This window comes from Parabacteroides faecis (assembly GCF_014647375.1).
In the GTDB taxonomy this organism is placed as follows: domain Bacteria; phylum Bacteroidota; class Bacteroidia; order Bacteroidales; family Tannerellaceae; genus Parabacteroides; species Parabacteroides faecis.
The window spans coordinates 50,934-77,630 of record NZ_BMPB01000021.1 but is presented as its reverse complement, the minus strand read 5'-3'; the positions used below and the strand labels follow the sequence as shown (position 1 = coordinate 77,630).

Sequence of the window (26,697 nt, the reverse complement as noted above, 5' to 3'; positions counted from 1 at the left end):
AGAACACTGACCTAATCTCTTGCCAAAGAGATATTTGCTATGCTACATTACGTGCGCACTGAAAGTGTAGTATGCACCGTCTTCGGTAATAACCGCCAGATTACTCTCCCGGCTAAAATCCCGCAGGGCAGCTTTCACACGCAGTACGTTTTCCGTACCGTCGGCTTTTGCCGCCAGAAGATCTGCCGAACCTAAATCCACATAGCGGATAGCGGAGGGGAAAATGATATGCACCGTTTTGGAAAATGTTACCTCCAGCGCATGGGGCGGTATCATCCGGTTGAATGTCAGCGGACGGGTAAGTCCGTCGAAATAATCACCCGTTGAGGGGTTTTGCTGTGCGTTAGCCGCAAATACTGTCGCTATGAAAGCGAACATCAAAAAAATCTTTTTCATTACTTGTTTTTTTAAGTGTTTATAAAATGGAATTTTTAGTGGTTGTCTTTATTTCATGGGTGGCAGGAGCAATACTTGATAACCCGCTTTGAGCGTTATTTTTACCGTCCGCATCTTTTTACTGACATACTGCGATGCGCCTTGAATAGCACTTCGTCCCAAATCTGCTAACAGTTGAGAACCAGCATCATCCGTTATCGTAATACTGCTACCCATGCCCGAACCCATATTGGCGGCTATCTCTTTGACAGCGTTTATTTCCTCCGATCCCGGCACGGAAATACCCTGTCCGCCGTCCAGATCATAGACCAGCAGTTCAACCGGGATAACATTTCCGGCATGTTGGACGGCGTTAATGGTAATGCCCATCCTTTCGCCCGTAATGCGTGCCGAACCATTTACTACCGTGTTGGCAGGGATCAGGTACTTTCCTGCCATCATGGGTTCCAACAGGCGCAAGCCCACTTCCTGCCCGTCAGTAATCGTTACCGTCTGATAGACACACGCACTGATGCTGTTTTTCTCTTTCACTTCCTCGTTCCCAGCTACCGTATTAAATCCCCAATTCCGGGGTTTGACAAATTCTTCCATAAAGACTGAATCCGGCATAGGGGCAGCAAGTAGCGATACCACATTGTGGCGCACTTGTGCAACGGGCTGTACGGCTACCTTACCGCTTGCTGTATTGGCAACCGTTTGTGCCGTATTTCCGCTGGAGGGTTGTTCCCCGCCGCCCATATAGCGGGCGGCGATGGCGTAGGACTTTTCGATCATCGCCAGTTGATCCTCTTCGGAAGACTTGCGCTCCTGTTCTTCTGTTAGCTGGCGTTCCAATTCCTGTATGCGTGATTCCAAAGCAAGCTGTGCCTGTTCATCCGTTTTCGTGGCAGGTTCTTCGTAGAAACTACCTAACTGGCGGTTTACATCCTGATAAGCATTGTTTGAAGTCCGGAAAGCATTACCGCTCCGGGAAGATTTGTTTCCCGATTCCGGTTCTTCATAAGAATCGGGCGATTGAGGGGTTATTTTTACCCGTTCCTCTCCGGTTTCATTTTCTTCACCCAGGCTAAAGGCGAAATCCTGCAAGGAGCGCATCTTTTCCTGTTGTTTACTCTGCATGGCTTCCTGCATATAGGCATCCCGCTTGTCCGATATAATGCCGCTTTCTTTGGGAGTGGGCAGGTCGGTATTGAAACCGTCCTTTTGTTCCTCTGTCTTATCCCCTGACGGGGCAAAGATGAGCCACATCGACCCGGCGAACAGCAGGAACAGCAGCGGGAAGATGATCATCTTCTTACGCTTCTGAAGCTCTTGGGGCGTGAGTTCCTTTTTCTCTTTTCCCGCCACAGGCTTATTCTGATTCTCGTTCGTACTCATAATTAAAATCGTTTATTTGTTTTACACTGTCCAGTTGCGATTCTTTTTGCCGGAGTTCCAGTTCCAACCGCTCTATATGCTGTATCTGCATCTTTTCGCCGTTCCCTCTACCGATGCGGTAAATAGATGAGATCGTGAAATAGATAGACAGCCCGCTAAGTGTCAGAACCATAAAAATGGTTATCAGTATCCGCGCATCCTTACCGAGCGATCCGCACGCATAGCGGAGGCGGTCGCTCACCCATTGGGCGGGTTTAATCCGTTTTTTCTTTGCCATGACTTTATCGTGCTAATGTCCGCAGGTCGCGGTTTTCGATTATTTCAAACTTTTCCATCGCAAACCCGTGTGGATTATTATCGCTTCTTACCGAGTTGATAAGGTTGCACCGGGTAACCAGAGAACGCTCCGTGATATTACTCTCCCGGATAATCATTTGCCGGGCGTAAGTCATGGCACGGTAGGGATAAGCCCCCATATCAATCGCCACGCTATCCACCTGAATGGTCTGGTTAATATTGCCCGACACAATGCGGTTATAGTACCCTTTCTCCTGCATATCCTGATAATATGCAAAGGCACTCTTATCGACCAGAAACAAAGCTCTGTTGATATTGGATTCGATAGCCGAACGGTCGGGCGAAAGGGTAAAAAAGAGTTCGTGAAACCTTTTTATATGCTCTTTCGCTTCCACGGGGCGATTTTGTGACAAATCCTGTGAGAGTGCCAACATAAGGGATTTACCCTCGTCCAAAATGTAAATCTTCTGTCGCTGGGCTTCTGCAAACTGATAGGACTTGATTACGCTGAATACCGCCACTATTGCACACAAACAGAGGAAGACGATACCGAACATCCGTATCTGTTTGAAACTACTTTCTATGTTTTTTAATGATTTAAACTCCATATTTTTAATGATTAAAATTGATAAACCTGCGGTTTACGGCGTAGGGCCGCCACCTCCCTGTGTCTGATAATTCTGCCCGTTTGGTGCGCCACCACCGCCACCACCACCGCTGCCGCTACCTCCCCCGGTTCCTCCCCCGGACGATTTACTACTACGATGTGTCGCCTTACCCATCAGGTTTCCGGCGATTGCTCCGCCTACGCCCGCTGTAAATGCTCCGGCTCGGCTGATACCACCCATCGCTCCGCTTGCTCCGCCACCTGATTGGATAATCCACTCGGCAACGGTCGGTACGCTGAAATAGCCTATAATGCCGATGATGAGGAAGATTATATATACGCCATTACTTCCGTCCGGTATGTAGGACGGGTCTTGGAGCGCGGCAATATCCGCCTGTAACATCAAAGCCTGAATTTTAGAGAGTACCGCCGAGAATATGTCGGCCACGGGCAGCCAGAGGTACACGCTGATATACCGCGCTATCCAGTTGGTTAATGTAGATTGAAAACCGTCGTAAATACTAAGGGCAAAAGAGAGCGGCCCCAAAATGGCGAGGACAACCAAAAAGAAGGTTCTAAGGGTATCAATCGTTAGTCCGGCGGCGTTGTAGAGCAATTCAAAGAAATCGCTGACGAGTTGCCGGAACCACATTTTAATATTATACCACGTATGTTCCCACCACATCGACACCATTGTGCCGAGTTGCCGGATGCCGAGTTCCGAGAATTTTTCCTCGTAAACCTCGTCATTGACGAGCCACTCCTTTCCCTCTCGTACCCGTGCTTCATATTCCAACGCATCCCGTTGTTGCTGTAATGATTCCACATTTTCTATCTGGCTTTCCAAAATGCCGTGCGCCCCCGTTACTACGGGCGACATAACGGCATTGATAGTCCCCAACACAATGGTCGGAAAGAACATGATACAAAGCCCGATAGCAAACGGTCGCAAGAGCGGAAACACGTCGATAGGTTCGGCGCTTGCCAGCGACTTCCATACCCGGTAAGCCACATAGAACAATGCGCCGAGTCCGGCCACCCCTTTGGCGACACCGATCATGTCGGCACAAAGGGGCATCATATCCTGATACAGATTCCGGAGAATCTGATGCAGGTTTTCAAAATCTATTGCAAGTAATGTCATGGCTTACCAATATCTTTCTGATGGTTTACCATAGAGCGCACGCACCCTCTCCATATCTCCCTTTTGCTGACTTCTTATAAAAGAGATGGAGATATTCTTATTGGTATAATACTTCGTCAGGTTGCGGTAATCGACCATTTTGGTGTAAATCTGGTCGATCACGTCCATGCGCTCCTTATCCGACAGGGAAAGACCGTTTCCGGAGGTAACGACATTTTTCAGTTCCGTTACCAAAGCCCCGCCTTCTTCCAGCAGTTTGGCATATCCCAGCGCGATGGCTTCCAGTTCGTTCACGCTGAAATTGGGATCGGACACCATCCGGTTGAACCCGGCTGAATAGATATTGGTAATCTCGCTGATCATTTCGATAGTCAGCTTGACTTTACGGGCATCCTTGATTATGCCATGCACCGACTTGAGCGCATCGTAGTAGGCTTTTCCCTGCTCATAGATTTTTACCGTTTCCTTTACGTTACTGACCAGATTACTCACGGTGGAAGATGATTTGACCACCTGCTGGATGTTCTGCACCAGATTGGATGGGTCGAGAACCGCCCATTGCGCTTTCGCCTGAAATGTGAAGCCGAAAACAGCAACACACATGATTAAAAAGAATCGTTTCATATTTTTACTTTTTTATTCGTTTAATACTTCGTTGATAAGGGAGAGAATCAGCCTTGAAACAGCTAATCCTCTGCCCTGTAATAGTCCCCTTCGGTTGAAAGGGTAAGCACATCCCTCAGCGGGTCATAGTAAATGGCAATCCAGCCGTACAGGTTAAAGAATACAGTACCGCCATAGCGGAATATCCGGGTCGTGATACTGTCCCCTGTGCTGTAACTGTACGTTATCCGATATCCATTGCCATTGCGGACGACATTCACTTCCGGCGAACCGAAAGAACTTTTCCAACGACCCTGTAAATCGGCCATCCGGAAACTATTGTCCACAGGTTGGGCAGGTATATATTCTTTCCTGTACATAGCCTGCCTATTTTTCGGTTTTACTTTCAGCAAGCTGCTTGATCGCCAACTCAATATCGCCGCCCAGCTTTTCGGCCAGCGCCATCACCTCCATTTTCTCCGATTCTTCGGTCGTGTAGGTCAGGTACTCCGACATAGAAACCTCGGTGGCATAGACAGCGCTTTTCACACCGCCCAAACCAATCCAGACCTCTTTGTAAAGCCTGCCGGGATGGTTGGACATATTGATGGAAAGTATCTGCGAACGCTCTTTGTCGGTCAGTCCGAGCAACGATTGGATTGCATCGAAGCGGTTCATGAATTTCCGCTGGTCTAAGAGGATTTTGCAGTCCGAATTGTTGATGATACTCTCTTTGACCACGGGACTGGAAATAATATCATCGACTTCCTGCGTAACCACGATTGCCTCACCGAAATATTTCCTGACCGTCTTATACATATAGCGTAGATATTCAGCCATATTCGCCGAAGAAAGCGCCTTCCAAGCCTCTTCCACGATCAATTGTTTTCGGACACCTTTCAGCCTGCGCATCTTATTGATAAAGGCTTCCATTATGATGATCGTGACCACGGGAAACAGTTCTTTGTTATCTTTTATCGCATCTATTTCAAAGACAATGAAGCGTTTAGATAACAAATCCAGTTCGTCGGCAGAGTTTAACAGGAAATCGTACCGGCCACCTTTATAATAAGGGCGCAGCGTGGTCAGGAGATTAGAAATATTGAAGTCCTCTTTCTCAACCGCTATTTCCCTGTTATTCAATTCTTCCCTGAAATCATTTTTCAGGTATTCATAGAATGTATTAAAACAGGGGATGATAGAACGGTCTTCCTGAATACGGTGTATATAACCCGACACAGCATTTCCCAATTCCCCGCTTTCCGTCTTGCCTGCTTTTTCATCCGCACTTTTCCACAAGGTCATAAGCAGCGTGACGATACTGTCCATCTTTTCCGTTTCAAACACATAGTCGTCCGTAAAAAACGGATTAAAAGAAATCGGAGATTTTTCGGTATAGGTAAAATAAATACCGTCCTGCCCTTTGGTTTTACGCCGGATCAGTTCGCACAATCCCTGATAGCTGTTTCCCGTATCGACTAAAACGACATGAGAGCCTTGCTCGTAGTATTGGCGTACCATGTGATTCATAAAAAATGACTTCCCGCTGCCCGAAGGCCCCAAAACAAACTTGTTCCGGTTGGTAATGATTCCCTTTTTCATCGGCAAATCGGATATATCCAAATGAAGCGGTTTCCCAGAAACCCTGTCGCACATTTTTACCCCGAAAGGGCTTGGCGAATCCTTATAGTTGGTTTCCTCCGTGAAGAAACAGAGCGCCGGTTCGATGAACGTGTAAAACGATTCCTCTGCCGGAAAATCCCCTGCGTTACCGGGCATGCCCGCCCAATAGAGGGTTGCCGCATCCGTTGTGTTGTGGCGCGGTTTGCACTCCATAAGCGCAAGCTGTGAACCGACATCGTTGCGAATGTGTTGCAATTTGTCTGTATCCTCACTCCATGCGATTACGTTGAAATGCGCCCGGATAGAGGTAAGTCCGTAAGAATGGGCTTCGTTCAGATAGTGGTCGATCCACTCTTTGTTGATTTGATTACCTCTGGAATAGCGGGATAGCGATTGCATGTTACGGGCTTGTTTCTCAAACTTCCGCAGGTTTTCGGCGCTGTCATCCAGAAACAAATACTGATTAAAAATATGATCTGAGGAAAGCAACAGTCCGACGGGAGAAGCGAAAGACAAAAGACAGTCGCTCCGGTCAGTGGACAATTTTTCATAGCGGATACTTGTTCCCACCCGCCCCGGTAAATCCTCCGCATCGGATAAGGTATGCAGGCACACCTTTTTATCGCCGATACGCAGGCCATCCGCTCCCAGCTCCATATCTTCCAAGACAGTGGTATCTTCCGGCGACAGGGCGAAATACTTTTCGATTATCCCTGCGCTTTCTGCCGTACCCGTTATTTCATCGTCCGTAAGACGGGTCAGAGTGATAAACCCTGAATCATTCACAATCTTTTCAAACTGCCCGACGGATTCCAGAAATTTCACGGCTGTTTCCTTATCGACCTCTTTGGGGATAATGTTACCCCGGCAGAGGGAAGAGAAATTACTCTGCATCCTCATCCTGTCCTTCGTCGTTTTGGTAAGGAACAGGTAACAGGAATGGCTCAGGAATGGGCGTTCATTAAAATGCCGTTCGTAGCTGCGCGAGAGAAAACTCATGTCCCCGTCGCCTGTATTGGGACGGTACTTTTCGCTGACGAACCAATCTTGCTTATGTACCACACTGTAATTGGGAAGTACCTTTACCGCCTTTACCCATGCGGCATGTATGGCTTCATACTCGGCAGAGGTTACGGTGAAAAGTTCCGGCAGATCGACACGAAAGGCTATCGTTATATCCGCATCTTTGCTTATTATACATCCATGTTCGACAGCCAGCAGCGGAAATTTGCTCTCTATCGTGGATGCCTTCATTATATTCCTCATAGCGCTTTCTTCTTTTTGCGGAACAGGCGGTATGGAATTTTGCGGTTTATCAGGTAGCGGGGATGCTGCCGTTTTGCCATGAGTTTCATTAACCCATTCTCTCCGTATTTCCGGTTCAGGTCGAAAGTCAGCCACACCAATACCGATGCGGCTATTACTCCGAAACCTATACATATCCACTGGTCTATGCCGATCATGTAAAGAATCACGAACAGCACGAAAACGGACAGCAGGCCACCGGCGAAAATGAAGAGATACTGACTTTTTAACCCCTTAAATTCCACACTTTTGCCTATTCCTTTATTAATATTGTACTCCATATTGTCGTTTTGGGGAGTAGTGATTAAAGGAAGAAAGAGCGCAGGATGGTAGCGGCAACTATGAGGAAAATACACGCACCAAACCACGACGCGGCAGTTTTCGACGTGTCCGGATCGCCCGAACTAAACTTGTTATATACCTTGATACCCCCAATCAAACCGACCACGGCTCCGATGGCGTATATCAATTTCGTGTCGAGTAGGTCAGCCCCATTACTGGGGCTTTCCCCTCTAAGAACCGTACATGAGAGTTTCCCCTCATACGGCTCAAGCAACGCATTGCTATTCTTACTGAAGAAATAGTTTTGCCTCATTTCCTACTAATTTTATTAGGTTTGAACTTCTTTTGTTTACACGAACTGTGAATGAGAGTTTTGAACGGCTTCCCGTTGATGTCTTCCGTTATGGTAGTCCATCGGCGGTTATTGTCTATTATCTCTCCACAGATTGGGCAACGCATTTTCTGATGTATCCATATCATAGCAAGCAGGTTGTCAATTTCCCGAAGCTCTTGCTCCGTGTTCTTTAACTTGCGTCGCATATAGTATGCTGCATCAGTAGGGTCGTATGGATTGGTGTTCGTTCTCACACGCACGTACTTTTGGATTGCTATGTTCGCCAACTTTTTGAGCGAGAGATTTGTCTCCTTTTTAGTTTTATTGCTCATAATGGTGGCTGCAAATGTCCAATCGCGTCCGTGCAGTTGTTTGAAATACTTCTCCTTAATCCATTTCTTCCCTTTCTTGGGATGTCTGCGTTTAGCCCATTGCCAAAGCGTTTTATAAATTTCAAAGTCTACGCGTGAGAACGCTTTTGAAGATGCCCCATAGCGGTAATAGTTACCCCAACCGGGTATCATGTAGTTGAGCATCCTTACCATAGACGATGCTTTTGCCGACTTATTCCCCTTTATCTTTGTGCGTATCTTTTCGCAGAAACTTTTCATCGCATCCTTTGACGGCTTGGTAAGCAGTTTTCCATTGGAGTATTTACGGACGTTGAAGCCGAGGAAGTCAAAACCATCACTGATATGAGTGATTTTGGTCTTCTCTTCCGAAAGCATCAAACCGCGTTTTTCCATGAACTGTCGTACAAGCGGGAGGATAATCTTTTCGATAGTCTCCTTGTCTTTGGCGGTGATGATAAAGTCGTCCGCATAGCGCACGAGATTGATTTTGGGCTTAATCCACTTGCGTCCGTTCGGATCAGGTTTCCAATAACCTTTCACCGCCTTTTTCACAAGCGATTGAAGTCCGTCAAGAGTCATGTTGGCAAGAGTGGGAGAAATTATGCCGCCTTGTGGTGTTCCCTCATCGGTGGGAAAGAGTTCACCATTGAACACATAGCCACTTTTGAGCCATTTACGTAGCATCTCTTTATCCATAGGGATATTGCCAAGAAGCCATTCATGGCTGATGTGGTCGAAGCATCCTTTGATGTCACCTTCCAGCACCCATTCGGGAGCAATTTCCTTTGAGAGTACATTGTGACACGCGGCTATTGCATCTTGACAACTACGATATTTGCGGAAGCCGTAGGAGTGTTGGTCTCCCGTAGTTTCTGCAATGGGGTCGAGTGCCATGAGATAGAGAGCCTGCATCGCTCTGTCTTTCATTGTAGGAATACCCAAGGGGCGTTTCTTTCCATTCTTCTTTGGTATCTCCACGCGGCGTAGCGGCATCGGTTGATAGCCACGGCGTTTGAACGTGTCGATTGCTTTGACTTTTGCCGCATCGGTCGACCATCTTACATGGTCAACTCCTGCGGTGTCCTTACCTTTATTAGTAGTAACTCGAACCACAGCCAGATAGCGACCGTAGAACGAGTGGGTCAGCAGCCATTGCAAAGACTTGACTTTGCTGTGCCTGCCCTCCCTTTGAGCCTTTACAATACGCGCTTGCAGCTTCCGAACATAGTCCTCTGCCTTACGCCGGTCGATGTTTCGCCAGCGTTCGGTGTGGGATATTGCCTTGTTTCGAGGCGCACACGATATTTTAATTTCGTTCATTTGCATTCCTTTCTTTGAAAGTTCTATAAGTTGATTGTAAAGAGTTACCATATGGAAGTCTGCTCACTTTCGTGTCGGATGATGTTGTCTCTGCCACACGTGACCGAGGCTCAATCCGTATCCGCTTCATTACAAAACGGCATTCGCTTTTTCCACTTTCCTATACCCGCATTCCATATAGGTTTGCCTTACGGCTCGCTTACCAGCTCCGAAGAGTGGAGAAATACGGGCTTACCACGTTCCATGTAAGTGACGATAATGGGTTAGGTCTGTCTTATCCACCGGCAATCATTATGTCCGTGCAACCCCACCTGGACAGGGAGTTGACCGACTGCACACCTTTTGGTTCAAGCCTACAGCCTTGCTCTTGGAGCACGACCCTCAACATCTTTTGGCTTGTTCTTCGTAACGATGTTTATCAGACATTCACATAATGTTGACCATACCATTAAGTCTTGCCCCTCGACAGAATGATGTTATCTGCCATTGACCTCCACTCACGCTTCGGTCTATTCCTTTCGGAAAGGATACTTTGTCAGGACAGCTTCACACAACGGAATTACTTCCAATGCATGTGTCCTCAGACTACTGCAAACGGAATTGCAGGTGCAATCAATAGTTATAAACCATAGTTGCACAATCACTTACACGACTTTTCGTGTCACACTCCGGGATCGAAATAACTGGTTACCATGTTGGTAGCTTCGGTAATACCACCGATTCCGTTGCCCTGGGCAAATGCAGAGGAAACAGCGGCAAAGACAAATGCCGCCGACATAAGAATCTTTTTCTTTGTCATAACTTGATTTTTTTAAGATGGTGCGGGGTTGGATAGGCCCCGCACCGGGTGAAACTTTTTTTACTCGATTTTTTTGTGGTCTGTGGATAGCTTACTTCAGCTATCCGTAATCATGCTTTTTCATCTTTTACACTTTTTTGAATTACACATAATGGCGGACGTCAAAACCCGGTGGGAGGTCACCCTGCGGAGGTTGGCTTTCCGCTGACCTCTCCGCGTTCCGCTTTTGGAATGCCGACAGGTAGGTGTTTATAAGGGATGATACCTTATCCTCCCGTTCGGGCTTACCTGAAACCATAGCGCCAAGCATATCGGTTCCTTTCAGGTTCAAGAGGACACGTCCGGTTTCCTCTTTTTGCTCGTCTGTAATTTTTGGATTGTGTACCACATGGCGGTAGGCATCGCCTAATTGATCGAAATTAAACCCCTGAGCCGATTGTTTGCCCCGGAAGGGCAAATCTTCGTTTTCGTCGTCCCCGTCATTGAAATAATCCGCGTCGTCGTCCGGGAATGTTTTTTGATCCGGCGGTAATTCAATATCCAAAGGCTCATTGACTTCCCCTTCGGGAGTCATGCCGAAAACCTCGTCCAGTTCGTCCGGCGGTATCTGCCGGGGGTGTTCGGGTACACTTGCGGGAGCAAATATATCTTGATTTTCCGTCCGATTTTCGTTTTCGGACGCTGTGGCAGTAAGTGGCTGCGAGTGGCTTCGGGATGGTAGGACAAAGCGGCTTTTGCCGACTATATCCCCTTTACGTTTTTTGCTTCCGGAAGAATCGGCGGCGTTTCCGCCCCTCTTTCCGGCTCCGGTTGTGCGGTGGCTTTCCCGTGTGAGGTAATAAACCATCCATGCGGCATAAGCCACCGCCACAACGAGCAACAGCCAGAGGATATGGGAGGTACTGATAGCGCCCATTACTCATCTGTTTTGAATGGTTCGCCGACAGACTTCCGGTACAGGGTATTAATACTCTCCCGGTTATCGTCGAAGTGCGCTTTCAACACATTATCCAGATAGGCGATAAGTGTTACCCTGTCATCACCTATCGTTCGGGTAATCGCCTGGATGCGGTCGTAATATTCCGTCCGCACCCTGATGGTTCTCCGGCTGCCGGTTCGTCCCTGATTGAGCCGTACAAACCGGAGCAGGTATATATCTTCTGCCGATTGCTCTTTGGGGTGTACTTCCAGCGTAATTTCTTCCGGCGGGGCTGTCTGCCCGATAGCATCCCTGTGCCGTCGTGCCCGGCGGATGAATATGGCGGCTATAACTGCGACAGCCACCAGAACGATACATAGAATGATTGCGTTTTCTGACATGATTGAAGAATTTTGATGATTTATACTAAGTCGTTTCTCTCGCGGCGGTAGAGATGATTTATCTCCGTCTTGTGCTTCTGAATATGCTCGGTAATTACATTGTCGATATATCCGCCGATTGTCAGACCTTTGACATTCAGCGAGCGTATGAGTGAGGTCAATACATCGTGGTTGCCCTTACTGATATATACGCACTGGCGACGGTCTAATTCAATGGGTTTCAGGTATTGTTCCTCGTAGGAAGCCATTTCCGAAATACTTTCTTCCGGCTCGGTTCTTTTGTCCTTTTTCATTGTAAATCTTTTTATTGGGTTCATAACTCTCTTATTTTTTGATGCAGATCGTCTATATCTTCTTTGTACTGTTCCAGATGGTCAGCCAGCACATTATTTATATAGCCGCCCACGCTCATTTCCTTACCCGTCAGAGCAAGCAGGTTTACCACTTTCTTAATATCAGCGTGAATCTCCTTGCTGATGTACACGGGTTGGCGGGCTTTCAGGTCTTTATTATTGAGAAAGACCTCATCGTAGCTGCCCTTGCGTCGGCGGGGCTTGCTTTTCGGTACAGGTTCAGCGACAGGAGTATCCGGGACGGTTTCTTCCGGTTCCGGAATATCCCCGGTCGGTTGCTCCGATGGTTTGGTAGCAAGGGCATCAGCAGGATTGTCCAGCAGTTCTGTATTTTTGAAGGATTGGATGATTAATGATTCATCCAACTCCCCGGCTTTTATCCGTTTAGCCATTGCCGTTCAGTTTTATGAGTTCCAGAATCTCATCGGCGAGGGCATCAATATTACTGCCCTTGAGTTGCGACCGTTCCGGCGGGAACAGTGTGGATCGGAATACGCCTTTATGCGTTTCGGTCAGTTCGCGCCGGAAGCGCAGGCTGTTCGGGATAAAAGTTTTCACTACCTCGAAGCCGAGTTCGGCAATCACTTGTTCGTAAACCCCGTACAATTCAGATTTTTCGCGTCCGTCCACCATATTCCAGACCATATATGTGCCTTTAATGGTGGTTACGCCCGTCTTTTTAATCACATCGTTAATGACTACCATATAGCGCAGTGTGCTTTCCAAGACAAGGCGGTCGGCGCTGATGGGTGCGAAAATGTAATCCATGTTTGTCAGGGCTTTGATAACTGACGGATTGTTTACCGTTCCGGGCAGGTCGAAGAACACAATGTCAAAATCCGCCTGCTCCGTGATGCGGTCGGCATCGTCGATAGCTTTTTCGGTACTGCTCTCGATGACCGGATAGGCTTTCTTATCCAGGCGGGTAAACTGTTCGTAGGCCATCCGCTTGTAATGGTCGTCTTCCAGCGCCAGCTTCAGGTCTCGGTCGCGCATCTCGGCGATGGAGTGCTGCGGATAGTCGCAGTCGATCACGGCCACATCATAACCTTTTACATAATGGAGGTACGAAGCGACCAATACGGTGAGGGCTGTTTTTCCGGCTCCGCCCTTCTGGGTGGAAAAGGCCAGATAAATAGGTTGTTTACTCATTGCTCTTATTATTTGAATTTATAATTGGTGTATTCCCGGAATATTTCATCATTGATACATTGAACTGTTTCACTTATTCTCTATTGACCTGTTTCTGTAATTCAATGTATCTGCACGGAAATAGTGGTTTGAGTATTTACAGACACATATCAATAGCTCACTGAATAAGTATTGATATGGTTATTGACTGTCAATACATCTTTCAATATGTCAGTATTGATGATCCGTATATCTGTCAATATGGATATGCAGATAGACATTCAATACTGAAATAATGGTGCATTTAACCATGTCCGCACAGAAAGAACTACTGAAACAAACCAATATTTATTTGTTTCCAAGGGCAAATTAACTCCTTTACAAGGTCGCTTGTATGCGATTTTTTCCCTATGGCAGTGAGTGGCGTCGAAGTGGTAGTGAGTGGCACTGTTCTCTGTAATACAAGCGATTAGAAAGCCCGGTATCTTTGCCGTTGTAACCGATCCCGATGGTTAAGGGTAGCTTGCCTTTCAGTTTTGGCAGCGAAAAAAGAGAGCCTCCCTTTCAGATTACGGTAAGCTCTCTTAATGTCTGTCCGCCGACGGACAGATTTATTTGCAAAATGGCAAATAGCAAGCTGTGTTTTCAGTTACCCTAAATAAATTTAGTAACTGAAAACGCTTGCCCACAAGGGGGGACGTTCCTCCGAAGTCGTCACTGGTAAAGGGCGGCTTTCAGCCACCTCAAAGGATCGGATATTTATGAACCGGAAGGCTTCAAAAGAGCCAACCTGTAAAATCCGATGTTATGGAAAAGAAAGATGTTCCCCACAGGGGTAAGGGCGGCAGACCCGCCAAAAACGATACCGCTTCCAACTGTATCATGGTGCGATTCAGCAATGAAGAATATGCACATTTTCTGACCCTGTTTGAGCAGTCCGGCATCGCGGCCAAAGCGGTATTTATCAAAGCACGGGTATTCGACGACACGTTCCGGGTGGTTAAAACCGACCGGGGTACGCTCGAATATGTGGCGAAACTGACACAATTCCATGCGCAATTCCGTGCCGTTGGTGTCAATTACAATCAGGTCGTAAAGGAACTTCACACGCATTTTTCTGAGAAAAAAGCACTCGCACTGCTCTATAAATTGGAGAAAATAACCGGGGAATTGGCGGCAATAGGTAAGGAGATTATCGCACTTTCCGAAGATTTTAACAAACGATGGTAGCCAAAATCACGACCGGAAATAACCTCTACGGAGCGCTGGCATATAATCAGGAGAAGGTGGATAAAGAGAAAGGAAAGGTGCTGGCGACACACATTGTCCGTGAACCTGCGGACGGTATTTTCAATGTTGTCGCCACAGCCGAAGACCTCCAGCGCTGGATGCCCTCGCACTTCCGTTGCGAAAAGCCGGTCATACATATCTCCCTCAACCCCGACATTAAAGACAACCTCACAGACGAACAGTTATCCGAGGTCGCCACTAAATACATGGATCGTATGGGTTGGGGCGGTCAGCCTTATATCGTTTTTAAACATTCGGACATCGAGCGTGAACACATACATATCGTGTCGGTGCAGGTGGAACCGGACGGCAAGAAGATAAACGATAAACTGCGGAACGAGCGCAGCGTGGCAATAACCGAAGCATTGGAAAAGGAGTACGGTTTGCATCCGGCAAAAGGACAGAATCATTCCGAACAGTGGCAATTTACACCCGTCGATCAGACTAAGGGCAATCTTAAAAAGCAAATCGCGGCAGTCGTCAAACCAGCCGCGAGTATGTACCGCTTCCAAACTCTCGGCGAGTTTCGGGCGCTGCTTACATTATATAATATAGGAATAGAGGAAGTGCGGGGAGAACGTGACGGCAAACCTTACCGGGGATTGCTATACACGGCACTGGATGCCGACGGGAAAAAGGCGGAAGCGACACCCCTCAAATCTTCCATATTGGGTAGAGCGGTCGGTTTTGATGCGTTGGAAAAACAGATGGAACGCTCCGGGGCGAAGATCGAAAAGGATAAAATCAGGGAGCGACTGCGCCACCGTATTGCCGAAGCGTTTTTGGATGCGCCGACCGAAAACCGGCTGTGTGAGAATCTGCGAGCTTCCCACATTGATCTCTATTTGCGACGTAACGATACAGGACGCATTACCGGGGTTACGTTCATCGACAATGAGAGCCGATGCGTTCTCAATGGCTCACGGCTGGGCAAAGAATATTCCGCCAACGCCCTGAATGAACGGTATCCCGAACCCATGCAAAAAACCGGTGCGGATCTGCATACGCTTTCCGGGGAATCCGACCAGGGACAGATTAGCACCGGGAAGAGACAAAAAAAGCGCCCCAAAGGACGCTCAATATCGTAATATAATTTGAGTTAATTGATTCGTTGGATTAAATCTTCATTATATGCCTGATTGTTCAATCCGTACACCCTTCGCATTTCTCTATGTATATAGTTACTATCATTGTTCTTGCCAAGAATAAATAACAATAGGATGGTTTTTAGTTTTTGTTCTTTACCCAACATCTTCTCATTCCAGAAAATATATTTCCAGTTGAAAGATGATAAATTGAAATTTACTTGCCTCAATCTATTTGCAAAATCATCCATTTCGTTTTGAGCAAATTTCATATAAGCCTTAGCTACCAATTCTTGCCCAACAGGACGAAGCAAAAGGCTTCCTCCAGTTCTATCATTACGGGAAATTCTTTCTCCTGAAATCTCAACTTCATTATTACCATCAATAAATGAAGTGACTTCAGGATAAATTTCAAAAAATGTATTCCAAAAGGTTACAGATTTCTGATACAAGATGTTGATTTCTTCAGCAGGTGGCCTTTGGGTATAATAACTACTCGGTTTATTGTAAAGTACTTTGTTAATTGAGTTGAGAGTAACCAAAGTGGTAAATGACTGTACATCACTATTGGAGATTGCTCCTGTTTTGGAATTTGATATCGCGTTCTGCCTTGATAATATTGGATGCTCTGTAGCTAATCTGCGTGTATTGATAGCGGCAGCATCATCTTCGTCTAATATTATTAATTCTGCGCCTCTCGGTTTTTCTGCATATTTATTTAATACAGTAAATAACCTTCTTGTTCTTTCAACATTCTCATGATTATGTATGACGAAAGTCAAAGAAATTTCCAAATCTCCTATTTCAGGATTCTGACCATATGCCTTTCTAATCCCCTTTAATCTATGTTGACCATCTAATGCAAAAATTTGTTCATTACCAGACAATGATAAAATTCCATACTTGCTCCCTAAAGAGATTAATTCATCCTCAGCAATAGCATTCCCTTCTATCTCGAACTGCTCATATAGATCTATATCTGTCCATTTGGGAGTTCCCTGATGAATGGCAACGACTAAACTACTGAAAAATCTTTCCTCCGTAGTTAAAATATAGTTTGATATTTTATTTATTCGGATAGGACTTATCTCGCGTTGCAAAATCCTATTAATATTTTGAGTATATAACTCATTCGACTCGCTAACAGTAATAATCCTATTATCAGATACTACGTCTTTGATTTTCATTATTGTTGAATAATAAGTCCAAAAACCTATATTCCCTCTAAGGCAAGCTAAGTGTATCATAATTAATTGTATAAATCTCTTGTTCTGTTCGCGATGCCAATGAATTCATTATTGAGAGGCGGTACTATTTTGTTAATCAGAAGTTTCTCTATCTCTATAATCTCATCATCTGTTTTTCCATCAAGACAATAAAAATAGACAAATGTATGATCAGGCCAGAGGTTCGTTAGAAATTGTCTATTTCTTGCAGCATTTCGATTTCCAATGTCTTTAACATAGTGATAAAGACGCTTAAAAAAATTAAAACCTGTTCTCCCAGCTAAAACTCTCCCAACATACATCAAATGTTTAATTTCGGGGACAAATGGATGATTAGGCTCTATAAAGAACATATATATGCCTTTATGTGTTTTCACTGATGCCGGCATTCTATCTCTGATTGTTTCATTGAACTCCATGCGTATAGGAGCTGGAAAACCAGGCAAGATTATATTCTGCCACCAATCTTTATGATGAATAACCTGTAATTTTAGTACAGATTCAGGAAACGATTCGTTAATCTCGTTTAAAGTTAAACACGGCATAAATATTTATCTATCTTTAAATTGCTTAATCCAGAACAAGTCTCCTTTATTATACTCTTTGATATTGCTAATAGCTTGTCCCGTTTGTATTTTTTCCATGCTACGAGCAATCTTTTTGCTTCCCTCGCCGGACATGCCAAGAAATTTCTCCATAGATTTCGTATTCTTATCCTTAATATCTAAAAGGAAAGCGATTTCGCACATGCTGGAAAAATCGAAATTGGGTTGGTTATACTCGTCAATCCCCTGTGATAACAGAACAACGGATACGCCTTTTGAGCGAATTTCACGCAACAATTTCTCCAAAATATCCTGATATTTCTTCTCCTTAAAGAGAACATGAGCCTCGTCAATTAAAAGGACGTAACGTAAGGCTTTCACATTATTCTCAACAGGGCTATTATCCATATTCATAAATGTATTATATAAATAATTTATGATGAGGAATAGAGACGTAAAACGTACAGAGTTGGATAAATCGCCTGAAAGAGAAAGATACAGATTTGAGTTCAGGAAGTTGGATTCATTCTTCGGGTCATCTATGAAAATCTTATAGCGACTTAACTCGTCCATAATTTCCGTTAATGTATCTTTTTTGTCCCCGACAATTTCCTGTAACCTATCATTTATTTGTTTTAGAGTGGGATATAGACCGCCCTTCTGCTCTAAAAAAGCCTCATAAGTGGCTTCCCGTAACTTTCCCTTTTGCTTAATACCGAGATTAGAGTACTTACATACAATATCAACAAATTTATCAATCCCCATCGTTTTATTGACTTCATTGATGTTGTCAATAAATGTCAGCGGATTTACAGGAAATGGGGTTTGTGGCACATCAACAAAGTTTGTTTTTGTGTTTTGGAAGAACTTGTCCAGCCGTTTTACATCATCTTGCTTTAACCCTTTGAAATCAAGATAAATAAAATTCACATGCCCATTCGACTGCTCATAAATCTGCGAAAGGAACTCTAAAGCAAATTGGGTTTTACCTGTACCTGAATTCCCTGCAACAGCAATATGGCAGTTATTATACAGTTTGGTGTCGTTTAGGTTCAGATATATCGGCTCTTCATCCACGAGGCTTTTACCGATTTGAACTTTAATCGGGTTGGCATAAAATGACTTCTCTATTTGTTGTTGATTATTTCTGACAGCATCTAATGAAACATTCAGGTCTGTTAAGGCCAGAGTCCCCTTTTCGATATATTCCACCAAAAAATCAAAGAATGTATAATTGTAATTGTCTTGGAAGATTGTATCCATTAATTCCAACCCATGATCAATATGTAGCTTGATATACTTGGGAATATTATCATCTGTTTTATAGAGGCCATAATGCTGGCATATTAAAGCAATAAAGAAATCACGATATTTAGCATCAAATAAGATGTGATCTTTATACTCTTTTCCCTTAGAATCATATAAATTGAAATTACCTGTTTGGAACTTCTTGCCTGTTTGCAAAGAATAGCCTAATGCAATTCGAGCAATGACATTCTCTTTAGTCCCATAGGGTAGTTTCGTCGTTAACTTACGAACAACCTCTTGATTCCTTTCCGATGTTCTTATGTTAATTTGCATTGTATAGATCGTTGTAAGTTGTTATAAACTGCTCAGGAGTAGTTTCCAAAAATTCGGAACTATCTGTTGAGGTGTTATTTATCAGGAATGCTTTGCAAACCTTCGGTTGGAGAACTTCATATTCTTTCTCCGTAAGTTCTTTATTGATAAGAGGAAATATCACCACTTGTTTGGAAACATTCGGATAGAAGTGTCGAATGATATTTTCCGCATGTTCTTCGTCAAATTTCTGCATTGGACTATCAATGAAAACAGGAAACTCAATTTCTGATTCATCTACCAGCGAACTCAACAAAGCAGAAGCATACATCTGACGCTCGCCCATAGAAAGCGAACTTTTATCAATAATCTTATTGTTGCCGTTATAAAGTACAATATCTATATCGTCTCCCGACATACTGATATCCACATCAACTTTTCGGATAAAGTTTTTCTTATGTAAAAGAATATCAAGTGAATTGAGCATTTTCTCGCCAAGAGATTTCTTTTTCTCCTCCTTAAACAGATTAATGAACTTTTGCAAACGGTTAATTAACTGTTTCGTTTTTTGCTCTTTTTCCGAATAAACACTTGATTCATCGATCTTTTTACGGAGAATTTCTTGACGTTGCTTATAGGTTTTTCCTTGATTGCTCAATTCGCCTATTTTCAGAACGATAGACTCTATCTCATTTTCGATAGAGATAATCCGTTTATCTAACCGCTCTTTAGTATCTCGTAATGCAGCTATATATTCGTCTTCCGCGCTCTTTTCTGCATCTCGTATCTTCCTGATAATAGCATCCAGTTGATTTTTAACAAACGAATATTCCGTATTCATCTGAGAAAATGTATCCTTGAAACTATGCTTAACGGTACTTACCAACTGATTGAATTCATTAATCTCAACCCCCGAAAAATCATGTAGTATTTTGATATTTTCCGGAAGTTCTTTCAGATCTGAATAAAAGTATTTCTTAACCAGTTTTCTTATTTGACCCTCATAAAAATCACGGGTATTGACATTAACAACAAAGTTTGTTTTAAGGCGCTCCGCCTCAATATCCTGCCGAATCTGGTCTATCTTTTCATTGACATCTTCTTGTCTGTATTTTTGCTCGGACAAATCCTGCTCATTCTTTAGCTGTTCGGAAACACCTGCAAGCGTATCCCCGGCAAGGGCGAACGGAATAATATCCAGCAAATCTTTCAGTTTTTCCTGAATCTCTTCTTTTTGCCGTTCCAATTTGACCTGTTCATCCTTTAATGAGGTTAATTCCTCCAAAGTCATTTTGTCTCCTTCGCGAATCAACTTCCGTTGAATGTCCTCAGCTTCTTTTTCTTTCTGATTTCTTTCATGCTTCAGGTCATCAATCTGATCCTGATATTTTTCTATTTCGATATTAGTATTGGCAATATCTGCATGAAGTTGGTTGAGTTCTTCCTGTTCTTCCGGTTTGGCAGACCGACGGCGATATTCGTCTTGCTTTTCTTCCAGATTCGCTTTTAATCTTCGTACTTCTGAATTCCAAGAACCTCTGAATATGCTTTGCTCAGTTGCCTGCGTTGGCTATTAGAATTTACTTCAGCTAACGACACTATCTTCTCTGCATCGAAAAAGAAAAATTTCGCTATTTCAATAGGAAGAATGAAGTCCCGGATGAAAATTTCTTCGCCTTTTTGATTCTCTTTTGTAAGGTCATCAATCAACTCATTCGGATAACCGTCGATTAAAACTTCAACCTTATCCGAAGTGCTTGACACTATGTTATACGAGCGTTTTATTGTAACCTCATTACATGTAATATCCGGAATTTTAACCCCTGAGAAAGTAATAGAAACCGAGAATTCCGTTTCCCCATCCTCGTATGCTTTGCGATTAAGGCTATTAGCTATATATTTTGTGTAATTCCCCTTATCTCGGATCTCTTTTTCGTATAGTTCATCCACTTTCTCCATTTGCTTGCCGTACAAACACCAAACTAATGACATGAGGAAAGTTGTTTTGCCATATCCGTTTTTCCCACTGACAACAATAATATTTTTGTCATCGGAAGGAAGCAAAGAGATTGTATTTGTCCCTTTGTATATTCTGAAATTATTCAGTTGTATCTCCTTGATATACATTATGCCGGCTCTTTATCCAGATACTTTTCAATTACTCTCTCCATATCGTCTTTCAGACCGCGTTTTCTATTCAATAATGCTTTGTTTTTCTGCATTATCAACAACTCCTGTATTAGGTCAAAATCAGACGGTTGGTCATCGCAGACGGATTTCAATAAATCTATCTCCTTCTGGATTTTCTCGGTATCCTTCTTCATATCTAATGTTTTATCATAAACTTTGTTGTAAATCTCCGAAACCCGATAATTAAAAAGTAGGTCTTTATGCCAAATGACTTGAATAGCTATTAACTCTTGATTGGTAATCAGCTCTATTCCGGGCTTCTCAACCTGCATTTTTCGTTGGGCTGTCAATAGTTGTTCTAACAATGTGGCTCTATACTTGGGAGTATAATTCCCCTGATTTACACCATCATCACTTACCGCAGCTTGTCCATTTCTACGGGTAGGCAACCTATTGTCCGAAACATTTCTTTCATCAAACATGCTTGTTCTCAAAGAGAGAAGAGGTTGTAGCCACGTTTGCCCTTTTGCTACTTGTGCAGTCAGAGATTTATCTTCTTTGACAACAGTACATGTCCAACATCCAAAACGGCTTTGTCCACAAGAACCATGGCTCTTATCGGTAACCATTGTCGGGCATTCGTAGTCGTCAGCACTTGCATCAAAATAGATTTGGAATAATTTAGAGTTGTCTGCGCCCCACGGGGAAGTCTTCGTATTGATGATATACCAAACTTCTTCCAAGAACAAATCCTTTATAGGAGAATATACAAAAGTATTCGGATGATGAGGGTGTTTAGTCAAACGCTTCCCTTTTATCTCATGCTTCTTAATAGACCTGGCTCTTGTAGCACTTTCAGAACTCCGTGTTCCAATCAGAATTATGGCTTCTCCGTTTTCGGCAACTTGCTCGATTATAAATCGAGAAGTTGGTTTAATTTTCATTTTATCGGTACACCAACGAAAAGCATTGTTCGGGACAGGATACCCTCTGCCAATAACATTTACCCAAAAAGTATCTTCTAAACGAGGAATTGTATTTTCGACAAAAACAGGCAATCCTTGTGCTACAGCAGAATCTGCTATTTTTTTGAGTACCCCACCAACATAATCCTGAATTATAGGGTTTTCAACCAAGGTGTCATTGCAAACAACATGAATAGGACGCTTTCTATTTTCGGCGGGGATTTCCATCAATGCATACCAAACTAATTGTAGCAATACGGTAGAATCTTTCCCTCCACTAAAACCTATAATCCAGGGACGTAGAGAGTCCTCTATTAAGTATTGATCTTTAAGTTCTGATATGATGTGCTTTATCCTTTGAGACATAATTTATCATTTATGGCAAATGAATGTACTAACTAATCTAATTTTCACAGCGTTAGGATTCATTGCGATCTATCTGCAAAAGTAATATAAAAAAATGAGGTGAGAAGAAAAAATAGAAATCATTTACAATCTACCATCTTACCCCACTCACAAAGGAAAAAATTTATAAATAAAAGCAAACGAGCATATAAATTGAGCTTGAGGAAATAAAAATAAGTCTTATTAGACGCCACAAACTGCCACTTCAACGCCACAAGCTGCCACGCTACTACAAATCAGCAAATTAGAGTATTCTACTGCATATTTTCGCTTCTCAAACATTTAAAAGCGAATATTATGCAACAGGAAGATGACCTCCGTGGATTGGCAAAAGTGATGGATTTTATGCGTGCTCTCTCCATACTTTTCGTAGTGATAAACATTTATTGGTATTGCTATGGGCAGATAGCCGCATGGGGTATCAATGTGGGAGTAGTTGATAAGATACTCCTTAATTTTAACTGCACGGCAGGGCTATTCCATAATATATTATGGACGAAATTATTTGCTGTCGTATTTCTCACTCTTTCCTGTCTGGGGACAAAGGGCGTAAAAGAGGAAAAGATAACATGGAATAAGATTATCATTTCTCTCTCAATCGGCTTCGTATTGTTCTTCTTTAACTGGTGGCTGCTACACTTGCCGTTGCCACTGGAAGCCAATACCGGATTCTATATTCTCACGATGTCGGTCGGATATATCTGTCTATTGATGGGGGGAGTATGGATGTCGCGTCTGCTGAAGAACCGCCTGATGGAAGACCCGTTTAATATCGAAAATGAATCGTTCATGCAGGAAACGAAATTGAAGGAAAATGAATATTCGGTCAATCTCCCTACAAAATTCTGGTATCAAAAGAAAGAACTGAATGGCTGGATCAATGTCGTAAATCCCTTCAGGGCGGCTATTGTGTTGGGTACTCCGGGCAGTGGTAAATCGTATGCTGTGGTAAATTCATTCATCAAACAGCAAATAGAAAAGGGGTTTTCGATGTATGTGTACGATTTTAAGTTTCCCGACCTTTCGGAAATCGCCTACAACCATCTATTGAACAATCAGGGCGGTTATAAGAAAGTGCCGACTTTCTATGTAATCAATTTCGATGATCCGTCCCGGTCGCATCGCTGCAACCCTATTAACCCAGCATTTATGACCGATATATCCGATGCTTATGAATCGGCTTATACCATTATGCTGAACCTCAATAAAACATGGGTTCAAAAACAGGGCGATTTTTTCGTCGAAAGTCCGATAATTCTCTTAGCAGCAATCATTTGGTATCTCCGTATTTATAGGGACGGGCAATACTGTACATTCCCCCATGCCATTGAGTTTCTGAATAAGCGGTACGAAGATATATTCCCGATACTCACGTCGAAACCGGAGTTAGAGAACTACTTGTCGCCGTTCATGGATGCTTGGCTCGGTGGAGCGCAAGACCAGTTACAGGGCCAAATAGCATCCGCCAAAATACCGCTCTCCCGTATGATTTCACCACAACTTTATTGGGTCATGTCTGGCGACGAGTTTTCATTGGATATAAATAATCCAGACGACCCAAAAGTGCTGGTAGTGGGTAACAATCCCGACCGCCAGAACATTTACGGTGCGGCGCTTGGACTATACAACTCCCGCATTGTGAAGCTCATCAATAAGAAAAGTCAGCTAAAAAGTTCGGTTGTGATCGACGAATTGCCCACGATATATTTCAAGGGTTTAGATAACCTTATCGCCACCGCCCGAAGCAATAAAGTAGCCGTATTACTCGGTTTTCAGGACTTTTCGCAGCTTACGCGCGACTATGGAGATAAGGAAGCGAAGGTCGTAATGAACACGGTCGGTAACATATTCAGTGGTCAAGTAGTCGGCGAAACTGCTAAAAATCTCTCGGAACGATTCGGTAAAGTGTTGCAGAAAAGGCAGTCAATGACTATTAACCGCAACGACAAGTCCACATCCATTTCGACCCAACTCGATAGTCTGATACCAGCCAGTAAAATTTCGACACTCACGCAGGGTATGTTTGTCGGAGCCGTCGCCGATAACTTTGACGAGCGCATTGAGCAGAAAATATTTCATGCAGAAATTGTCGTGGACAACGAACGGGTAAAGCGCGAAACCGCTAAATACCAAAAGATACCCGTTATTACCAACTTTGTGGATGAGGACGGCGTGGACAGGATGCAGGAGATGATACAGGAAAACTACGACCGTATCAAAGCCGAAACCCGCCAAATTGTTGAGGACGAATTAGAACGAATTAAGAACGACCCGATTCTGTGTCATTTATTACCGGAGCAAGGATAGATGAAGTGAAGAAGCCGCATCATTTTGCGGCTTTCTTTTTATCTCGTTTACCATAAGATTCTTTTTTTACCTTTTCCCATTCATTTTTAAGCATCGTTTGGGTTTCAGTTATAATTATGTTTATATGTTCTTTTGCTTCTCCTGTTTTTTCGAGATGAACACATGAGCCACTAAAAAGCTCGATAAAAAAGGTCAATGCATTTATAATTTTTGTATCCTCATTAGGGTTGAATCGTAATTGAAGTAATCGGAGTTTAGTTACATAATCTGTTGCACTCCATTTTACGGCATCCTCATTTACTCCCATCGTTATCTCTGACCCAAACTCTCTTATTTTATATTCCATTTCTTCTTGTGGAGATAGCTCATAGTTCTGCCGTTCAAGAGTTTTATCATAAATGTCATTTTCATATTTTTTTATTGCAAATTGAATATTAGTAACAAGTTCTGCAACTTCATTTCGAATTATTGACAGCCATTTAATACGCTCTGAAGTTATCGTTTCTATATATTTCGATGTTTTAAGATTTATGCGAGTATATATCCAACCGATAGGGCGAATTTCATTATGAAAAACAGCACCCATCCGATGATCGGCAGGAACAGAAAAACGCTCGGAGTAATTCTTGTCAGAGTTTTCCAACCGGGTATAATTCCGGAGAAAACATAAAAGGGTATTACAAAGGATATGATATTATAGAGTAACGGATAGGAATGACCGCCATTTGTCCATTGAAAGAAAAAATAGGCAAGCACCGCACCCACGCCAAAGGTTAGGAGCATTTCTTTAATTATCCCGCTTCTTTCGGATGTGATCCGACTTTTGTTGCAAGAGGTACATAACGGCATCTGATATAAGGACGCACAGGTTCCGCAAAGTCCTTTTCCGCAATCCGTACATTGTGCGACGGCAGGTTGAGTTTGATGGTTATAGCAGTTCATATTACTTAATTCAATTTAAAATCAATCCGTTAGCAAATATATGTGTTTATCTTGTCCGATATACTATATGCGAAGGCTTTTAATACTCATAATATAATTTCACCATTATCTTTAAACTGAATTTTGCGAAGTTCTTCATCAGTGATTAACTTATCCACTTCATCTGAAGAATCAGCGTATTTAATCAACAATACAGGTGTACCTGTCTGCTCAATATTAAATTCCATCTCTTCCGGAATGTAATAAAAATGGTAACCGATACGAGATAACATAAATTTCTCATCACCGAATATCATTTCGCCGACAACATTATTCCATACACCTTTTTCTTCGGTTTCCATCCGTTCAGGCTGGGAGCGCTCTTCCTCTGTAAATTCTTTGACAAAATGATAACTACCCAAAACATTATCTTTTTCATCCATAAAATCACCCCACGCTTCTGCTTTAAAATGATCCCTCCCAAATCGAGTTTTGGATTTAAGTGGCATCTGAATATTAACTTTATCGTTATATCTTTCTAAATCGGCTTGTTCAAGCAATGGTTGTAGCAATATTTTAGATGTATCCAATTTATACACTACAACAGATATGTTTATAACTTCAAGCCGACCATCACGATCCTGTGGTTCTGAAGGTCTGACATGTACAAGTGATATGTTTTTTGCATTCGGGTTTTTAATTGAATCCGCTGATTTCCGGTAAGCATCCTCTGTATAGTCCGTGGCCGAAAAAAACAAGCCGCTATCATAATTAAGTTCTATAAGCGATCCGGCAAGTTTATCTATTTCCGGCCTTGACACTTTACTACTTTGCTTAATATGATCCTTTGCCTCTCCCATTATGACATTATCATATGAATAAATGCTTAAATCAATTTGGTACGTATTTTCATCATATTCACCTTGCCGTTTTTCATCCCACCGTATTTGCTTCTCAGGATAGATAATCTTTAGTGCTGCCCCTGCTATCAACTCATAAGCTTGCCCTTGTTTTATGGG

Annotated in this window: 26 protein-coding genes and 3 pseudogenes; 4 read left to right on the top strand and 25 right to left on the bottom strand. The window is 43.3% G+C overall.

Going from position 1 to position 26,697, the window contains the following annotated elements; translation table 11 throughout:
* Positions 1 to 57: 57 nt before the first annotated feature.
* The 11 genes and pseudogenes from IEY67_RS24375 to ltrA all read right to left on the bottom strand — a co-directional run.
* A pseudogene (locus tag IEY67_RS24375) lies at positions 58 to 396 on the bottom strand (DUF8473 domain-containing protein); the annotation flags it as partial.
* Between the two features lie 48 nt (positions 397 to 444).
* Entirely contained in the window at positions 445 to 1,773 is a 1,329-nt protein-coding gene (traM, locus tag IEY67_RS24370; RefSeq protein ID WP_129734917.1) for a conjugative transposon protein TraM, read from the bottom strand.
* Entirely contained in the window at positions 1,748 to 2,050 is a 303-nt protein-coding gene (locus IEY67_RS24365) for a TraL conjugative transposon family protein (RefSeq protein ID WP_129734915.1), read from the bottom strand. The genes traM and IEY67_RS24365 overlap by 26 nt, the downstream gene beginning before the upstream one ends.
* Positions 2,051 to 2,054: 4 nt before the next feature.
* On the bottom strand, positions 2,055 to 2,678 hold the full coding sequence (gene traK / locus IEY67_RS24360; RefSeq protein WP_129734913.1) for a conjugative transposon protein TraK: 624 nt from the start codon (positions 2,676 to 2,678) through the stop codon (positions 2,055 to 2,057).
* A 33-nt stretch (positions 2,679 to 2,711) separates the two neighbouring features.
* Positions 2,712 to 3,806 (bottom strand): conjugative transposon protein TraJ, encoded by a 1,095-nt coding sequence (gene traJ, locus IEY67_RS24355; protein WP_129735497.1) that lies wholly within the window; start codon positions 3,804 to 3,806, stop codon positions 2,712 to 2,714.
* Between the two features lie 18 nt (positions 3,807 to 3,824).
* On the bottom strand, positions 3,825 to 4,445 hold the full coding sequence (locus IEY67_RS24350; protein WP_129734911.1) for a DUF4141 domain-containing protein: 621 nt from the start codon (positions 4,443 to 4,445) through the stop codon (positions 3,825 to 3,827).
* Positions 4,446 to 4,507: 62 nt separating this feature from the next.
* On the bottom strand, positions 4,508 to 4,804 hold the full coding sequence (locus tag IEY67_RS24345) for a DUF3876 domain-containing protein (protein ID WP_129734909.1): 297 nt from the start codon (positions 4,802 to 4,804) through the stop codon (positions 4,508 to 4,510).
* 7 nt (positions 4,805 to 4,811) lie between these two features.
* Entirely contained in the window at positions 4,812 to 7,313 is a 2,502-nt protein-coding gene (locus IEY67_RS24340; RefSeq protein ID WP_129734907.1) for a TraG family conjugative transposon ATPase, read from the bottom strand.
* Complete coding sequence (locus IEY67_RS24335; RefSeq protein ID WP_129734905.1) at positions 7,310 to 7,633, bottom strand: DUF4133 domain-containing protein; 324 nt, start codon at positions 7,631 to 7,633, stop codon at positions 7,310 to 7,312. The genes IEY67_RS24340 and IEY67_RS24335 overlap by 4 nt, the downstream gene beginning before the upstream one ends.
* Positions 7,634 to 7,656: 23 nt before the next feature.
* Positions 7,657 to 7,827, bottom strand: a pseudogene (locus IEY67_RS24330) (DUF4134 domain-containing protein); the annotation flags it as partial.
* A 116-nt stretch (positions 7,828 to 7,943) separates the two neighbouring features.
* Complete coding sequence (gene ltrA, locus IEY67_RS24325) at positions 7,944 to 9,641, bottom strand: group II intron reverse transcriptase/maturase (protein ID WP_129734903.1); 1,698 nt, start codon at positions 9,639 to 9,641, stop codon at positions 7,944 to 7,946.
* 51 nt (positions 9,642 to 9,692) lie between these two features.
* Here ltrA and IEY67_RS24320 point away from each other — a divergent pair, with 51 nt between their 5' ends.
* Complete coding sequence (locus IEY67_RS24320; protein WP_129734901.1) at positions 9,693 to 9,890, top strand: hypothetical protein; 198 nt, start codon at positions 9,693 to 9,695, stop codon at positions 9,888 to 9,890.
* A gap of 418 nt (positions 9,891 to 10,308) precedes the next feature.
* Here the strand turns inward: IEY67_RS24320 and IEY67_RS24315 are convergent.
* From IEY67_RS24315 to IEY67_RS24290, 6 genes and pseudogenes are all read right to left on the bottom strand, one after another.
* Positions 10,309 to 10,419 (bottom strand): annotated as a pseudogene (locus tag IEY67_RS24315) (DUF4134 family protein); the annotation flags it as partial.
* Positions 10,420 to 10,582: 163 nt separating this feature from the next.
* Positions 10,583 to 11,311 carry a hypothetical protein gene (locus IEY67_RS24310; RefSeq protein WP_229801195.1) on the bottom strand — a complete coding sequence of 243 codons (729 nt, stop codon included), beginning with the start codon at positions 11,309 to 11,311 and terminating at the stop codon, positions 10,583 to 10,585.
* A gap of 44 nt (positions 11,312 to 11,355) precedes the next feature.
* Positions 11,356 to 11,760, bottom strand: coding sequence for a DUF3408 domain-containing protein (locus IEY67_RS24305; RefSeq protein WP_129734897.1), 405 nt, complete (start codon positions 11,758 to 11,760; stop codon positions 11,356 to 11,358).
* A gap of 20 nt (positions 11,761 to 11,780) precedes the next feature.
* On the bottom strand, positions 11,781 to 12,053 hold the full coding sequence (locus tag IEY67_RS24300; RefSeq protein ID WP_165359938.1) for a DUF3408 domain-containing protein: 273 nt from the start codon (positions 12,051 to 12,053) through the stop codon (positions 11,781 to 11,783).
* 20 nt (positions 12,054 to 12,073) lie between these two features.
* On the bottom strand, positions 12,074 to 12,505 hold the full coding sequence (locus IEY67_RS24295) for a DUF3408 domain-containing protein (protein WP_129734893.1): 432 nt from the start codon (positions 12,503 to 12,505) through the stop codon (positions 12,074 to 12,076).
* On the bottom strand, positions 12,498 to 13,265 hold the full coding sequence (locus IEY67_RS24290; RefSeq protein ID WP_129734891.1) for a ParA family protein: 768 nt from the start codon (positions 13,263 to 13,265) through the stop codon (positions 12,498 to 12,500). Before IEY67_RS24290 ends, IEY67_RS24295 begins: the two co-directional genes overlap by 8 nt.
* 786 nt (positions 13,266 to 14,051) lie before the next feature.
* On the opposite strand from IEY67_RS24290, the gene mobA reads away from it, so the two are divergent.
* Positions 14,052 to 14,474, top strand: coding sequence for a conjugal transfer protein MobA (gene mobA, locus IEY67_RS24285; RefSeq protein WP_129734889.1), 423 nt, complete (start codon positions 14,052 to 14,054; stop codon positions 14,472 to 14,474).
* Complete coding sequence (gene mobB, locus IEY67_RS24280) at positions 14,468 to 15,622, top strand: conjugal transfer protein MobB (RefSeq protein ID WP_129734887.1); 1,155 nt, start codon at positions 14,468 to 14,470, stop codon at positions 15,620 to 15,622. Before mobA ends, mobB begins: the two co-directional genes overlap by 7 nt.
* An 11-nt stretch (positions 15,623 to 15,633) precedes the next feature.
* On the opposite strand, the gene IEY67_RS24275 is transcribed toward mobB, so the two are convergent.
* The 6 genes from IEY67_RS24275 to dndC form a co-directional block, all read right to left on the bottom strand.
* A complete protein-coding gene (locus tag IEY67_RS24275; protein WP_129734885.1) occupies positions 15,634 to 16,866 on the bottom strand; it encodes a DNA sulfur modification protein DndB in 1,233 nt (410 codons plus the stop codon).
* 2 nt (positions 16,867 to 16,868) lie between these two features.
* Entirely contained in the window at positions 16,869 to 17,390 is a 522-nt protein-coding gene (locus tag IEY67_RS24270; RefSeq protein WP_129734883.1) for a hypothetical protein, read from the bottom strand.
* Positions 17,391 to 17,396: 6 nt separating this feature from the next.
* Positions 17,397 to 18,971 (bottom strand): DndE family protein, encoded by a 1,575-nt coding sequence (locus IEY67_RS24265; RefSeq protein WP_129734881.1) that lies wholly within the window; start codon positions 18,969 to 18,971, stop codon positions 17,397 to 17,399.
* Positions 18,961 to 20,241, bottom strand: coding sequence for a hypothetical protein (locus tag IEY67_RS25290; protein ID WP_229801191.1), 1,281 nt, complete (start codon positions 20,239 to 20,241; stop codon positions 18,961 to 18,963). The genes IEY67_RS24265 and IEY67_RS25290 overlap by 11 nt, the downstream gene beginning before the upstream one ends.
* Positions 20,242 to 20,456: 215 nt before the next feature.
* Positions 20,457 to 21,077 carry an AAA family ATPase gene (locus IEY67_RS25285; protein ID WP_229801190.1) on the bottom strand — a complete coding sequence of 207 codons (621 nt, stop codon included), beginning with the start codon at positions 21,075 to 21,077 and terminating at the stop codon, positions 20,457 to 20,459.
* A complete protein-coding gene (dndC, locus tag IEY67_RS24255; protein WP_129734879.1) occupies positions 21,077 to 22,411 on the bottom strand; it encodes a DNA phosphorothioation system sulfurtransferase DndC in 1,335 nt (444 codons plus the stop codon). Before dndC ends, IEY67_RS25285 begins: the two co-directional genes overlap by 1 nt.
* Positions 22,412 to 22,747: 336 nt before the next feature.
* Here dndC and mobC point away from each other — a divergent pair, with 336 nt between their 5' ends.
* Positions 22,748 to 24,757 (top strand): conjugal transfer protein MobC, encoded by a 2,010-nt coding sequence (gene mobC, locus IEY67_RS24250; protein WP_183672503.1) that lies wholly within the window; start codon positions 22,748 to 22,750, stop codon positions 24,755 to 24,757.
* Positions 24,758 to 24,776: 19 nt separating this feature from the next.
* Here mobC and IEY67_RS24245 read toward each other — a convergent pair whose 3' ends face one another.
* Complete coding sequence (locus IEY67_RS24245) at positions 24,777 to 25,400, bottom strand: hypothetical protein (protein ID WP_129734875.1); 624 nt, start codon at positions 25,398 to 25,400, stop codon at positions 24,777 to 24,779.
* A 385-nt stretch (positions 25,401 to 25,785) separates the two neighbouring features.
* The gene (locus tag IEY67_RS24240; protein ID WP_165359937.1) at positions 25,786 to 26,670 is read right to left on the bottom strand and encodes a restriction endonuclease; all 885 of its coding nucleotides are present in this window, start codon (positions 26,668 to 26,670) and stop codon (positions 25,786 to 25,788) included.
* Between the last annotated feature and the right edge of the window lie 27 nt (positions 26,671 to 26,697).

What these genes read in the sequence shown, in the direction of transcription:
- IEY67_RS24305 (WP_129734897.1), bottom strand. Translation starts at nt 11,760, where the DNA reads ATGTCAGAAAACGCAATCATTCTATGTATCGTTCTGGTGGCTGTCGCA.
- IEY67_RS24365 (WP_129734915.1), bottom strand. Translation starts at nt 2,050, where the DNA reads ATGGCAAAGAAAAAACGGATTAAACCCGCCCAATGGGTGAGCGACCGC.
- IEY67_RS24275 (WP_129734885.1), bottom strand. Translation starts at nt 16,866, where the DNA reads ATGATACACTTAGCTTGCCTTAGAGGGAATATAGGTTTTTGGACTTAT.
- mobB (WP_129734887.1), top strand. Translation starts at nt 14,468, where the DNA reads ATGGTAGCCAAAATCACGACCGGAAATAACCTCTACGGAGCGCTGGCA.
- ltrA (WP_129734903.1), bottom strand. Translation starts at nt 9,641, where the DNA reads ATGAACGAAATTAAAATATCGTGTGCGCCTCGAAACAAGGCAATATCC.
- traM (WP_129734917.1), bottom strand. Translation starts at nt 1,773, where the DNA reads ATGAGTACGAACGAGAATCAGAATAAGCCTGTGGCGGGAAAAGAGAAA.
- IEY67_RS24295 (WP_129734893.1), bottom strand. Translation starts at nt 12,505, where the DNA reads ATGGCTAAACGGATAAAAGCCGGGGAGTTGGATGAATCATTAATCATC.
- IEY67_RS24270 (WP_129734883.1), bottom strand. Translation starts at nt 17,390, where the DNA reads ATGCCGTGTTTAACTTTAAACGAGATTAACGAATCGTTTCCTGAATCT.
- IEY67_RS24300 (WP_165359938.1), bottom strand. Translation starts at nt 12,053, where the DNA reads ATGAAAAAGGACAAAAGAACCGAGCCGGAAGAAAGTATTTCGGAAATG.
- mobA (WP_129734889.1), top strand. Translation starts at nt 14,052, where the DNA reads ATGGAAAAGAAAGATGTTCCCCACAGGGGTAAGGGCGGCAGACCCGCC.
- IEY67_RS24335 (WP_129734905.1), bottom strand. Translation starts at nt 7,633, where the DNA reads ATGGAGTACAATATTAATAAAGGAATAGGCAAAAGTGTGGAATTTAAG.
- IEY67_RS24265 (WP_129734881.1), bottom strand. Translation starts at nt 18,971, where the DNA reads ATGCAAATTAACATAAGAACATCGGAAAGGAATCAAGAGGTTGTTCGT.
- IEY67_RS24290 (WP_129734891.1), bottom strand. Translation starts at nt 13,265, where the DNA reads ATGAGTAAACAACCTATTTATCTGGCCTTTTCCACCCAGAAGGGCGGA.
- IEY67_RS24340 (WP_129734907.1), bottom strand. Translation starts at nt 7,313, where the DNA reads ATGAGGAATATAATGAAGGCATCCACGATAGAGAGCAAATTTCCGCTG.
- IEY67_RS25290 (WP_229801191.1), bottom strand. Translation starts at nt 20,241, where the DNA reads ATGACTTTGGAGGAATTAACCTCATTAAAGGATGAACAGGTCAAATTG.
- mobC (WP_183672503.1), top strand. Translation starts at nt 22,748, where the DNA reads ATGCAACAGGAAGATGACCTCCGTGGATTGGCAAAAGTGATGGATTTT.
- dndC (WP_129734879.1), bottom strand. Translation starts at nt 22,411, where the DNA reads ATGTCTCAAAGGATAAAGCACATCATATCAGAACTTAAAGATCAATAC.
- IEY67_RS24345 (WP_129734909.1), bottom strand. Translation starts at nt 4,804, where the DNA reads ATGTACAGGAAAGAATATATACCTGCCCAACCTGTGGACAATAGTTTC.
- IEY67_RS24350 (WP_129734911.1), bottom strand. Translation starts at nt 4,445, where the DNA reads ATGAAACGATTCTTTTTAATCATGTGTGTTGCTGTTTTCGGCTTCACA.
- IEY67_RS25285 (WP_229801190.1), bottom strand. Translation starts at nt 21,077, where the DNA reads ATGTATATCAAGGAGATACAACTGAATAATTTCAGAATATACAAAGGG.
- IEY67_RS24320 (WP_129734901.1), top strand. Translation starts at nt 9,693, where the DNA reads ATGGAAGTCTGCTCACTTTCGTGTCGGATGATGTTGTCTCTGCCACAC.
- traK (WP_129734913.1), bottom strand. Translation starts at nt 2,678, where the DNA reads ATGGAGTTTAAATCATTAAAAAACATAGAAAGTAGTTTCAAACAGATA.